This is a genomic window from Anatilimnocola floriformis (assembly GCF_024256385.1).
Classification (GTDB): domain Bacteria; phylum Planctomycetota; class Planctomycetia; order Pirellulales; family Pirellulaceae; genus Anatilimnocola; species Anatilimnocola floriformis.
The window spans coordinates 5,477,280-5,489,664 of the sequence record NZ_JAMLFW010000001.1; the positions used below are offsets into that span (position 1 = coordinate 5,477,280).

A 12,385-nucleotide genomic window follows, 5' to 3' on the forward strand; every position below is an offset into this window, starting at 1 on the left:
CCAAACCCTCGCTCACGCGTCGGGCTTCCTAATTCCTATTTGAACGGGTTCCAGGGCGCGCTCGATCCCGCGAAGATGCGCGAGTATGCCGGCAAGCGGTTTTTTACGCTCGTGAAATTCGTCGCTTGGGCGGTCTTGAATAGCGATGGCATGAGTCGATAGCCGTCCGGCATGCGGCCGAAGCCTTGGTGGTCTTTACGGAGCGGACGCCCAACCAGGCTGGAGTACATGTTGCTGACCGTGACCGTGAGAAAGTCGGAGTCGTCCCACTGCAAACCGTCGGCGGGGTTGTCTTTGTAGCCGCCGAAGTTGTTTTCGAGGACGTGAATCAGTTCGTGCAGCAGCACTTCGTCGGCGCGATCTCCCGCGCCGGCCCCGTTCCATTGCTGCGGCGTGAAGGTAACGGCAGAGTTGGCGTTCTGCTCGGACGATATGAACGGCGTGATGGTGATGTCGCGCACAATGCCGCCGAGCACGGCAGCGCCGAGCGGATTGGCTTTGATCTTGGCGAGGTTGGCTTCGACGGCATCGAGCCAGGCGCTTTCCTTGACTGGCGGATGGCGCTGCTCAGCGCCATGCGGATCGAGAATGAAATTCGGCTTGTGCTTGCTGCGCGGCAGTTTGCCAGCCGCTCGCTCGGTGGCGTGCTTGTCTCCTTTTACGAACTTGACCGGCAGCCACGAAGTAAACTGCCCGCCGCTCGGCAGGAACGCGGCGATCTTGTCGCCGGCTTTCAAGCCGCGGAGATAAAAAGACCGGACCTGGTTTTGATTGCGAAACTCGGCGGCGACAAAGCTGAAATTATTTTCGGCCGCGACCGTGCTGTCGTCCGGCATGCCCCACACACCAATCGCACACGTGCCGTTGGCCGCAGGGAGGACTAATTCCGAAATGCCGGCGTCGCCGGGATTTTTGGGCGCAGGAATGTGCACGAAGTGGGCCATGAGAGCAACTCCGAAAAGAGTGAGGCGGAAGAATAGAGCGTTTGCGGTCGAGCCGTTCCCTGTGAGACACGCAGACGAATAACTAGGCGGGTGACGAGCGAATTTGTTACCGCGTGTCACGCTCTTTTTCTTTCTCTAATCAATGGCTGGCGTCGGCCTTTTCTCTCCCCTCGCCCCGTTTCGGGGAGAGGGGTCGGGGGTGAGGGGATAATGCGCGAGTTTGACTCAATTTTCTGGCGAACTGGTCGGCAATCCATAGTGCGTGCTCATTAGCACACTCTCGCTTCGGTTCACCCCTCACCCCCAGCCCCTCTCCCCGAAGCGGGGCGAGGGGAGCAGGAAAGGATGCTGCCTGCCGAGCGCTCACGATGCATGCATTGCCAGCGTGAAAACGGTTACTCGGCAAAAGAAGTGCGGACCCAAGTTGTCCACGCGGCGTGTCTATTAGATGCCGGAGGCTGGGTGACGACGTGACGCGCGAAGGGGGATGCCATGGGCCAGAGCGAGTTGAAGCGACATGTTCAGGCGATTTTAGACCCGCCCATTTTAACTAGAATACAATGCAATAGGAGAACCCCGATATTGCAGCTGATTTTCGCAGTAAATCGTTTTGGTGTATTACTTTACAGCGAATTCGAAAAGTTGTATCACCTGTTATATTCTAGGGGTATGAAAGGGGGGGTGTTCAGATTGTTCCAAATTGTTGGCTGGCAGCCGGGCCATTCCGTCGCTCGCCGTGACAGCGTCGCTGACGTGAGCGGTTGGGGTTGTTGTGGGAGAAACAATGAAAATAGCGGTTGCGGAATCGCGGGTTCCTTTAAGTGATTTTGATTTAAATGCTTATGACAAAACCAAATGGCGTAAGTGTCGTTTTGTCTGGTTTGGCAAGTGTTGTGGAAAGCCGGCTGCCTTCGAACGTAACACTATATTTTCCAAGGACCTGCGATACGTTTAGCTTCCGCAACAACTGTTGTAACGTCGGGAGCGAACGAAACTTAAGGGAAGATGCATCCGGCAACTCCGCAGTTGGAATTGAGAAATGTTTGCGTAACATTTGGCCCCGGCCAGTACATATCAATCTGTGCCTACCTGAGTCCTTTCCTCCCACCTCCAAAAGGATTTGCCCCATGTTCCAGATCAACTACGGTTCAACCGGTCGGTATTGTGATGGCATGTCGCGGCGGACTGCTTTGAAGCTGGGCTTTGCGGGGTTGGGCGGCATGACACTGGCCGGTCTCTACAGGGCTGAAGCAGCAGCGGGGATTACCTCTTCGAACAAGGCGGTCATCAACATTCACCTGGGTGGCGGGCCATCGCACCAGGACATGTTTGACCTGAAGCCCGAAGCGGCTCAGGAGTTCCGCGGCGAGTTTAACCCGATCAAGACGAACGTCCCGGGCTTTGACATTTGCGAACACTTCCCGCAGCTCGCCAAGATGACGGACAAATACGCCGTCATTCGCTCGCTGATCGGCATGGTCGACGACCACAGCAATTTCCACACGCAAACCGGCTATCCGCGCAGTGACCTGCGGAACATCGGCGGCCGCCCCGGCATTGGCAGCGTGATTGCCCGCTTGATGGGACCAACCGGCAGCGGCGCTCCGCCGTTTATTGCTTACAACGAGAATCCCGTTGGTTATCTCGGCCCCGTGTATATGGCCTATCGTCCGTCCGGCGGCGATCTGCGGCTGACTGGTTCGATGACGGCAGATCGCCTGGAATCGCGGACGAATCTGCTGTCTTCGCTCGACTCGATCAAGCGGGAAGTGGATCACTCGGGCCAAATGAAGGCCCTCGATTCGTTCACGCAGCGAGCCGTGGGTGTGGTTACCTCGGGTGATGTCGCCAACGCACTGGATCTGCAAAAGGAAGACCCAAAAGTTCGCGAACGCTACGGCAAGGACGTCGATTCGTTCCTGACTGCGCGGCGGTTGGTCGAAGCCGGCGTGCGCGTTGTGACCTTTGATTGGGGCGGCTGGGATACGCACAGCGACAACTTCAGCCAACTGAAAAAGCAACTGCCGAAGCTCGATCGGGCCATGAGTGCCCTGATCAGCGATCTGCATGAGCGAGGCATGGACAAAGACGTGAGCATCGTGATGTGGGGCGAATTTGGCCGGTCACCACGGATCAACATGACCTCGGGCCGCGATCACTGGTCGCGCGTGGCCATGTGCTTCCTCGCCGGAGGTGGCATGAAGACCGGTCAGTTCATCGGCTCGTCGACCAAGAACGCCGAAGAAGCCAAGGACCGCCCGATTCACCTGCAGGAAGTCTTCTCGACCCTGTATCACAACATGGGAATCGACTGCAACAAGACCAGCATCATCGACCCCGCCGGTCGGCCGCAGTTTTTGACCGACCACCGCGATCCGATTAAGGAATTGGTGTAGCAAGTCGTCGATCCGCTCCGCGGTCGATGAACGGACTTGGCCGCGGATTTGACTCGGGGTTTTCGTGAACCATCCATCACGATCGTGCGTATTGGGGCTGCCACCAAATACTCGGCCCTGGTGCACCGATGGATATGTATTTCTTCGACGGCAAGCCTAAAACAGCGGCAGCAATTCATCCTTGGCGGTGGCTTAAGCGTCTCACCGCTTTGGCTTTCGGTTGCGTGCTGGTGGCGCACGCCGCTTATACCGCGGCTAGGTTCCCAATCCTCAGGCATGAGCAGAGTATCGCGAAGCTGAAGATCGGCGATACGCGAGCAACAATGATTGAACTGGTTGGCGAGCCGCAATTTTCTAAGTCGAATCCGCAGTGGGGAACCGTTTGCGAATACAGGGTCTATCCGTGGTTCATGTCCCACAGCTACCAAAACAACCGCTTCCGCACTCGGTGGCGAGTTGTGCTCGACGACTCGGACCGGGTTGTCTTTAAAGCACGATTGAATCCCATCGGCTGCTGATTGGGGCGTCAACTCGCCAAAGGCCCCTCACCCCGGCCCTCTCCCCGGAGTACCGAGGAGAGGGAGTAGGAATGACTTCATCGATTCTTCACGCGAGAGCCTCTTTCGGATGAAGACGCTCCATCTTATTGTTGGAGCATGCATCCCCAATCCTGGTTCTGGCGACTCTTGGCATGGCAGGCCATTCTGTGTGTGGGCTTGGTCGTGGCCGCGGCAATGTTGGCCACGCGCAGCGCCGCGGCGGGTTGGTCGTTACCCCGAGTTTTGTTGGTGCTGCTGCTGGTTGCGTTGTGCATTAGCGCGGCCACGATTTGGTTCAGCCTGAAGCGGCTGCATCAGCCGCTCGTCGAACTGGCCCGCTTGGCTCGGCAAATTTCGGCGGGCGATGGCGACTCGGTTCCGTCGTCGCTCCCGGGTGAAGAGCTCAGCGAAATCAGCGGCGCGCTGCAACTCTTTCGCGGCCGGCTTGAGCAGCGGGGCGATCAAGTTCAACAGAACACGCAGCGGCTGCAAACCGTCATGGCGAGCATGATCGAAGGCGTGCTCGCCGTTGGGCCCGATCATACGATTCTGCTCGCCAACCAGGCGGCTCAGCGGTTGCTCGACTTTGCGACGTCACAGCCGCAGGGGCGCTCGCTCCTCGAAGTGACCCGGGCTCGCTCGGTTTATGAAGCCGTGCAACACGCGCTCGAAACGACGAAGGCCGTCGAGCGTGAGTTCGATTCGCCCGGCGTGCAACGGCGAGTGCTGTTGTTGCGAGCCACGCGTTTGCCCGGCGAACCTTGTCCCGGCGTGATGGTCGTTATTCATGATGTGTCGGAACTGCGGCGGCTCGAGAATCTCCGCCGCGAGTTCGTCGCCAATGTTTCGCACGAATTGAAAACGCCGCTCGCCGCGATTAAGGCCTATGCCGAGACGCTGCGGATGGGGGCGGTGAATGACCCGGAGAATAATCTGGCGTTTGTGCTGCGGATCGAAGAGCAAGCCGAGCGGCTGCATCAGCTGATTCTCGACATGCTGCAGATCGCGCGGATCGAATCGGGGCAGCAGACGTTCAACATCATCGACGTCGGCTTGGCCGAGTTAATCGACGAATGCCTGGCGCAATTTGCCGATCTGGCCGCGGCGAAACAGATTGATCTGGTTGGTGAACTTCCCGCCGACGAACTCACGGCTCGCGGTGACGAAGAAGGACTGCGTACGATTCTCAGCAACCTCGTCGACAACGCGATCAAATACACCACGACCGGCGGCGAGGTTTTTATTCGCTGCCAGGCGACGGAAGAGACCGTTACCATCGAAGTCAAAGACAGCGGCATCGGCATCGCTGACAAGGAGTTGGTGCGGATCTTCGAGCGGTTCTATCGTGTCGATCGCGCCCGCTCGCGCGAGATGGGGGGCACGGGCCTGGGCCTGTCGATCGTAAAGAATCTCACGCAAGCTTTCGGCGGCAGCGTGGGAGTGGTGAGCGAACCGGGCAAGGGTTCCACGTTTCGCGTCACTCTCAAACGCTGCAAGCCGGCGACGCCAGCCGTTACGGCAAGTGCTGTCTAAGCACGGCAACAAATTGGGCTGACTTCGCTGGCGCTGAGAGGAAATCGCAGGATGGCGCGGATGCGCATCCGATGAAACGGAAGACTGCCCGCAACTTCGCTGTATTCACTGCTAGCGGATTATTGGCAAGCAGTTTCAAGAAATCACACCTGCCCTCGGTTCTGCCGGCCGAAAAGGATTTCTCGTGTTCATACAACGAATTGCCGCAGCGGCGGCCCTCGTCGTTTGTTGCTGCGTCGCCACGGCAACGGCCCAGGAATATGACGACCTCGGCGAACCAAGCGTGGCCGCGACGGTCTATCAACCAACGGCTTATTGGTACAGCGGCGCCGAGTTTTTGTTCTTGAATGTCAATGCCGACTCTGGCGGTCAGATAACTGTGTCGTTTAGCGATACAACCGCGCCGGGCGTGGCGACGACGGCCTTTCGCGATGGCGAAGGCGTCGCCGATTACGCAGCCGCTCCTCGTTTTTGGCTCGGCCGGCAACTGAACGAAAATTGGGGCCTCCGCGGCAGCTACTTTTCGGCGAGTGCCAGTGAATCGCGCACGCCGCACTTGAATCCCGCGATTCCCACGACAGGCACGAACTTTGGCACTTACACCGCTTGGGGCAACGCACAACTCACCGCCGTCGATCTCGATGTGGTTCGCAGCTTTTACATGTCGGACGATTGGAAGCTCGATGCCTTTGCTGGCGCTCGCTATGGTTCGTTCGACGTCTCCTCGGGCATCGATTCGTTCGGCGTGTTTACAACCGGCAACTTCGTGAACCTGAATCTGCAGAACAACTGCCAGTTTGATGGCGCTGGCGCATCGCTGGGCTTTAGTTCTCGCAATCGATTGTGGGGGAGTAACCTGTACCTGCTGTGGAGCGGGCGGGGCTCGATGCTGTTTGGCCGGTCCGACATGGTGGCCCGCTCGGCTGGCACGGTGGCGAGTTCGCCGAGCGCTCCGCTGGTGGGAGCTGCGAACGATGATCTTGATCGAAACGTTCCCAGCACGCTTGACATCATCGAATCGCAATTGGGTTTGCAATACGAATTTCGTTTGCTGGAGATGCCCTACAACTGCTTCGTGCGCTGCGCCTTCGAATTCCAGCACTGGAATGTCAACAACCAAGAAAATCGTGGCGCCGGCTTCGGCGGCACCATCGGCGAATTGACGACGAATAGCTTTGCTAGCGGCGGCCCCGGAAACGCAACGCTACTCGGCCTGAGTCTGGCGACAGGCTTTACCTGGTAGGCGATTGCTTAAGGCAGCGGTTGTGTGCTGCGTAAGTACGCGAGCAAGTCGCGAACCTGCTGATCGCTGAATTGCTTCAGTAGGCCGGTGGGCATGAGCGAAACGGGCACGGCGCGGAGGTCCTCGATTTCTTCGCGTGGCAGCGAGAGATTCTGGCCATCCACGCCGCGGATGACGACCACCTGCGCATCTTGCTCAGCGATGAATCCACTGAGCGTGCGACCGTCGGCGGTTTGTACGAGGTAATTTTCAAAGCCCTCGCGAATCTCGGCACTGGGATTCACCACGTTCAAGAGAATGCCGCGCAGATCGTCTCGTTTGTAGCTTGTTAGGTCGGGCCCAATCGCACCGCCGTCGGCGAAAAGCTTGTGGCACTTGCCGCAGGAAGTGGCGTAGAGCTTTTTGCCGGCGTAGGGATTGCCGCTGCCGGCCGCAGCGACTTGCAGGAGCTTTTCCACTTCGGCCCGAAGAGCTTCGTTCGACGCACCGGCCAGTTCGCCCCAATGCTTCTTGCAAGCCTCGCGCACATCGGCCTGGTCGCTGAGAAGCAGTCGTCGCACGGTGCTCTCATGAATGCCGGCTGCTTCGATCTGCTTCGCGTCAACGGCAGCGACGAGCAACTTGGCCCAACTGCTGCGGCTAGCGAGAAGCGATTGAGCCACGCCGCGAACCGCTTCTGGCATGTCTTGGTAGGCAGCCACGACCTCCTGGCCGATCTCTGGATTTTTGTAGGATTGCAGCGAACCCAGCGCACTGCTGCGGAGTCCATCGTTGCGAGAATCCTTGACGATCTTCAGCAGCACGGGGACCGATGTCGGTTGCTGAATGGTGCCGAAAATCGCAATCAGCTGTTCGCGCTTGGCGGCATCGAATGACTCATTGCCGATTTGCTTGAGAGCTTCCGCAACTGCGGCGGGATCACCTTGCCGCAACCGCAACGTCGGCGAAGCCGATCCGGCGGCGGCCATTGCGGAGAGCAGTTCCGGCGGCAAGGCATTCATGCTGCGACCTTGAAAGGCTGCTTCGATGCCCGCCATTACTTTGGCTTTGGCGTCTTTGCTCGGCAGTGTGGTGAGCAGCTGCGCGCAGGCGAGCAAATCCTTACGCTGCCCCGACGTTGCAAAACGACGAGCAAGGCGTTCCACGATGTGTTGCGATGCCAGCGGCAACTCATTGTTTTTCTTCAGCCACTCGATCACAGCATCGCGGTCGGAATCGGCTTTCGCTTCGATCGCCCACCACAACAGCAGCGGCAGATGGATATCGGCAGCGTCCTCCTGATGCCCTGCCAATCCCGCGGAGATGGCTAGCGTGTGTTCGCCGCTCAACCGCCGCGAGGATGCGGCGAGTTGACTCCGCACGCGGACGTCTTTTTCCGTTTTCGCCAGTTCGACTAACTGCTGCGCAATGGCCGAACTGATTTCGCCATCGTCGCAGACGAGGCGAATCGTCCACTCTCGCACCAGCGGTTCGTGGTGTTTCAACAACAGTGCGGCCTGCTGATCGCCCAATCCGCCGCTGGCTTGCAAAGCCCACAAGCAGTTTAGCGCGTGCTCGCCTTTCTCGCCGTGGATTTCTCGAATGAGCCGTTCCTGCACACCTTCCGGCCTGCGCTGAGCGAGCACCTGCAACGCCGTTTGTCGCTGCCAGCGATTGGCTTCATATACACCGACATTCAGCAGTTCACTATCGATCTTTTTCGTGAGATCAACGGCCGCTGGCGGTTTACCACCCTTCGCCGAGATCCGCCAGATGCGACCACTCTCTTTGTGCACTCGTCCTTGATAGTGACTGGCATGATCGATTCGCTGCTCGTACATATCGACGACATACACAGCGCCGTCGGGGCCGACTTGAATATCGACCGGCCGCACCCAGGGATCGTCACTCGTCATCAAATGGCCGACGTCGGTGGTCTTGAAACTCGACCGATCGGCTTCGAGCGTGCTGAGCGTGACGTGACTCTGCAGCGGCGCAACGCCCATTAGCAAATTGTTGTACTTCTCGGGCAAGGCAGCGCCGCCGTAGATGACGAAGGCGTGTGTGAACCGCGGCACCTTGGCGTGAGCCATGGCTTCGAAATAGCCAAAGGCGAAGGGATTCGAGAGTTCACCGTGCTTGCCGAATCCCTTTTGATAGTAGCCACCCTGCACGTAATGAAAGCCACGGGTGTTGCCGCCGTTGTGGCCGCTGAAGATTCGGCCTTGATCGTCGAACTCCACTCCAAAAGCATTGCCGCCACCTTCGGCGAAGATCTCATATTTCTTTGTCGGAGGATGATAGCGCCAGATGAGTTGCCCTTGCGAGTGAATCGCCTTTTTCTCGCCAGGCCGTTTCACCGCGCCGGTGACGGTGCTCCCTTGCGCGGCATACAGCCAGCCATCGGGTCCCCAACGCAGGTTGTTCGCGACCGAATGCGAGTCTTCAATGCCGAAGCCCTCGAGATGCACTTCCGGATCACCATCGGGAACATCGTCGCCATTTTTATCGGGATAGAAGAGCAAGTACGGCGGATTGAGCACCCACACGCCACCGTCGCCGAAGGCAAACGATGAGCAGACACTCAAGCCGTCGAGAAAAGTCTTGTGCTGGTCATATTTACCGTCGCCGTCGGTGTCTTCGTGAATCGTGATCTTGTCTTCGCCGCGAAAATGATTCGGCGGGGCCGGCGGAACTTTGTCGTAGACCGTGCGAAGAAATTTATCGCGGCTGATCGCGGTCAAACCGGCGGGATGCGGATACTGCAAGTACTGCACGCACCACAGCCGGCCGCGAGCATCCCATTTGATCGACAGCGGTTGCCGTACATGCGGCTCGCCGACAGCGAGGTTGATCTGTAAGTCATCGGCGACTTTGATCTTGGCCAGCGACTGCTCCGGCGGCAGCGGCCCTTCTTCACCTTGCAGTTTTTTCAGTTCGCGATCGACCACAGCAGCGACTTCGAGTTTGGAAAAAGCCGGGACTTTCGCGAGCGACTCTTTGTCTGCATTCGCCCAGGCAACGTCATCACCCGTTCGCACTTGCCAATCGCCACTGAGGCGAATCGCCTGCTCGCCGCCGAAGAGAACAGGCGCGGCGACATTGAATCCGGATCGGCCATCGACGACGCAGACGCGAATTGCAATCAGCTGCAATTCGCCGGCTTTGATTTTTTCGGCAGGGATTTTGAATCGCTGGGTTTGGCCGATGCCACTCAAGTACTGTGGCGGAAAAGTTCCCAAGCCACCAATCTTTTCGCCGGCGAAGTAGATTTCGCGAGCGTCATCAACGGCTTCGACGGCGAGAGTTACTTCCCGCCCTTTCCACTCGGCGGGAATTTGGACGGCGGCGCGATACCACAGCCGCACGTCCTGGCCCCCGGGCGAAGTCTTCCACGCAGCGGGAACGGGTACGGTCTTCCACTCGCCATCGGCGGCGGCCGAATGCTGCGCGGCCAGAAACGCCACGGACCAAACCAACAAGAGCGTGAGCAAGCGACGCATCGGTGGGCTCCAACGGGAGGGCGGGATAGCGTGATCATACACGCCTGCTAGGCTGCAAGCGATAAAGTCGCGCGGCTCCACCCGCTGGGCAGCGGTGCCGATTTTGTTAAAACCAATGAAGACGTTTCGCCTCATTTTTACTGAGTTCGCATGCCCGAAGTCTGGTTACGCACGAACCGCCGCGCACTATTGCTCGGCCTGGCCTTGCCGGTCGTTATTGCGCTCGTCGGCAGTGGCTTGCTCATTGCTGCCTGGCTGCTGCATTGGCATTGGGGCGTGTGGGCGCTCGCCGGCGCGATGATTCTCGGCGCGCTCTATCTGACCGGCAACATCCTGTGGATGGCAGCCCAGCCGCGGCTGGCTTACGAAGCCGATTCGCTGCTGGTTTACATCGAGCCGAAGGAACCGATCCGCGTGCCGCTCGATATTGTCGAGTGCTTTTTTCTCGGCCAAGGTGGCGCGAGCGAGCTGCCGAAGATCGATGGCATGGAACCAGAGACGAGCAACGTCATCGTGCGGATTGCCGAGCGGGCCAAGGATTGGCATCATCGCGACGTGAAGCCCGCGATCGCGCATTGGTGCGAAGGGTACATCACGCTGCAGGGTGCCTGGTGCGAACCGATCAACGGCGAAGCGCTGAAGGAGCTCAACCATCGACTGGCGGCTGCTCATCGCGAACAACGAGCCCGACAGGCGGCCGGCGCATGAGCAAAAAGAAGCAAGCAAGGACAAAGCTGCTGGTAAGCGTCACGGGCGCCGTCGAAGCGATTACCGCCATGGAGAATGGCGCCGATCTGATCGACATCAAGGATCCGTCGCGCGGTTCGCTCGGCGCTGCGAGCCCCGATGTCTGGCGCGAAGTTCTCGGAGTCGTCAACAAGCAAGTTCCCGTGAGCGCCGCGCTCGGCGAGATTCGCAACATCGACCTCGAAAAACTTGCCACAGAAACTCGTGGTCTATCTTTTGCCAAGGTCGGCATGAGCGATGCCACCACCAACGGCGTGTTCGACTGGCGATATTACTGGCGGCAATGGCGATCGCTGCTGAAGCGTGGTACGCAGCCCGTCCTCGTTGTCTATGCCGACTGGCGCGACTGCGGCGCGCCATCGCCCGCCGAGCTGGTGCAATGCGTGCCGGAGTTTCGCGTGCCCGTTGTGCTCGTCGATACCTACGACAAGAGCAACGGCAACTTGCGCGAGCACTGCAGCGACGCGCAGTTGATTCGCTTCATCGGCGCCGTTCGCGATGCGAAAGCCCAGGTCGTGCTTGCTGGTTCGTTGCAACTCAGCGATTTGCCCGATCTGCTGCCACTCGCGCCAGACTATGTTGCCGTGCGCGGCGCGGTTTGTCGCGGCGCGCGCACCGGCCGACTCGATGGTGCACTCGTGCGCGAATGGGCGACGGCCTTAAGCACTTCGCGCAAGTAGTGTCAAGCGCGAGTCTGTGATTCTCTGCGCAGCGCATCTCGACTGTGAAATTTGTAACTTGACGCGCGCGGTAATTCAGTTCGATACTGCTGAGCGCTGTCCTGCTCTCATCTCAGTCACTTCTCTGCGAGCGCTCGTTTCGCCTATCACAGGAGAACTTCACGTGCCTCGTTCCGTGTTAGAAGCCATTCGCGATGGCGAGTGGAATTACGAACCCGAACTGCAGGCTTCTGAAGGAGTGGAAGCAACGCGTGCCTTGCCAGGCACCACTGAAAAATTGGATGTGCTCGCCAGTCGCCTTCGTCAAGGATTGCCGCTTTGGCATCCGCGCGATCGGATCGATTACGAAACGCCCAGCGAGCGCTAGCCGCGAAGTCGCGCGGACCTTGGCTACAAACTTCGCCCGACATCCACACGGTTGTCGAAATCGCTTTAGAATGAATGCCGGCAAATGTGAGGATGCATTTGCCGTTTTCATTCTTCGATTGCAAAAGTATTCCTATGGCATCGCTCTCCGTGCAAGTTCCCCATCAGCTTCCCGTCGCCGAAGCGGTGCAGCGACTGCAAGGTTTTCTGGAAGAAGTTCGCCGCGATCACGCCGATCGTGTGAGTAACGTGCAAGGCGAATGGCTGGGCGAAACGCTGAAGTTCGGCTTCACGGCGATGGGCATGCAGATCAAAGGTGACCTCGTCGTCGCTAACGATGAGGTCCGCGTGAGCGGCAACCTACCGTTCGCTGCCAGCCTGTTTCGCGGCACGATTGAATCGACGATTCGCACCGAGTTGGAAAAGCTGCTGCGATAGAGTTGCCTTTCCTGCGC

General features: G+C 58.7%; 10 protein-coding genes. 8 read left to right on the plus strand and 2 right to left on the minus strand.

Going from position 1 to position 12,385, the window contains the following annotated elements; all coding sequences use genetic code 11:
* Nucleotides 1-35: 35 nt before the first annotated feature.
* Nucleotides 36-944 carry a hypothetical protein gene (locus M9Q49_RS21625; RefSeq protein WP_254510914.1) on the minus strand — a complete coding sequence of 303 codons (909 nt, stop codon included), beginning with the start codon at nucleotides 942-944 and terminating at the stop codon, nucleotides 36-38.
* 1,127 nt (nucleotides 945-2,071) lie between these two features.
* Here M9Q49_RS21625 and M9Q49_RS21630 point away from each other — a divergent pair.
* The 4 genes from M9Q49_RS21630 (at nucleotide 2,072) to M9Q49_RS21645 (ending at nucleotide 6,655) form a co-directional block, all read left to right on the plus strand.
* Nucleotides 2,072-3,340, plus strand: a complete 1,269-nt coding sequence (locus M9Q49_RS21630; protein WP_254510915.1) for a DUF1501 domain-containing protein — start codon at nucleotides 2,072-2,074, stop codon at nucleotides 3,338-3,340.
* Nucleotides 3,341-3,468: 128 nt separating this feature from the next.
* Complete coding sequence (locus tag M9Q49_RS21635; protein WP_254510916.1) at nucleotides 3,469-3,858, plus strand: hypothetical protein; 390 nt, start codon at nucleotides 3,469-3,471, stop codon at nucleotides 3,856-3,858.
* Nucleotides 3,859-3,996: 138 nt separating this feature from the next.
* A complete protein-coding gene (locus M9Q49_RS21640; protein WP_254510917.1) occupies nucleotides 3,997-5,412 on the plus strand; it encodes a sensor histidine kinase in 1,416 nt (471 codons plus the stop codon).
* A 184-nt stretch (nucleotides 5,413-5,596) separates the two neighbouring features.
* Nucleotides 5,597-6,655 (plus strand): Lpg1974 family pore-forming outer membrane protein, encoded by a 1,059-nt coding sequence (locus M9Q49_RS21645; RefSeq protein ID WP_254510918.1) that lies wholly within the window; start codon nucleotides 5,597-5,599, stop codon nucleotides 6,653-6,655.
* 8 nt (nucleotides 6,656-6,663) lie between these two features.
* On the opposite strand, the gene M9Q49_RS21650 is transcribed toward M9Q49_RS21645, so the two are convergent.
* Complete coding sequence (locus M9Q49_RS21650; protein WP_254510919.1) at nucleotides 6,664-10,137, minus strand: PVC-type heme-binding CxxCH protein; 3,474 nt, start codon at nucleotides 10,135-10,137, stop codon at nucleotides 6,664-6,666.
* 150 nt (nucleotides 10,138-10,287) lie between these two features.
* Between M9Q49_RS21650 and M9Q49_RS21655 the strand changes: the two genes are divergently transcribed.
* The 4 genes from M9Q49_RS21655 (at nucleotide 10,288) to M9Q49_RS21670 (ending at nucleotide 12,368) form a co-directional block, all read left to right on the plus strand.
* Nucleotides 10,288-10,845, plus strand: a complete 558-nt coding sequence (locus tag M9Q49_RS21655; protein WP_254510920.1) for a hypothetical protein — start codon at nucleotides 10,288-10,290, stop codon at nucleotides 10,843-10,845.
* The gene (locus M9Q49_RS21660) at nucleotides 10,842-11,564 is read left to right on the plus strand and encodes a (5-formylfuran-3-yl)methyl phosphate synthase (protein ID WP_254510921.1); all 723 of its coding nucleotides are present in this window, start codon (nucleotides 10,842-10,844) and stop codon (nucleotides 11,562-11,564) included. The genes M9Q49_RS21655 and M9Q49_RS21660 overlap by 4 nt, the downstream gene beginning before the upstream one ends.
* A 163-nt stretch (nucleotides 11,565-11,727) precedes the next feature.
* Nucleotides 11,728-11,931, plus strand: coding sequence for a hypothetical protein (locus M9Q49_RS21665; RefSeq protein WP_254510922.1), 204 nt, complete (start codon nucleotides 11,728-11,730; stop codon nucleotides 11,929-11,931).
* 134 nt (nucleotides 11,932-12,065) lie between these two features.
* Nucleotides 12,066-12,368, plus strand: coding sequence for a polyhydroxyalkanoic acid system family protein (locus M9Q49_RS21670; RefSeq protein WP_254510923.1), 303 nt, complete (start codon nucleotides 12,066-12,068; stop codon nucleotides 12,366-12,368).
* Nucleotides 12,369-12,385: the final 17 nt, after the last annotated feature.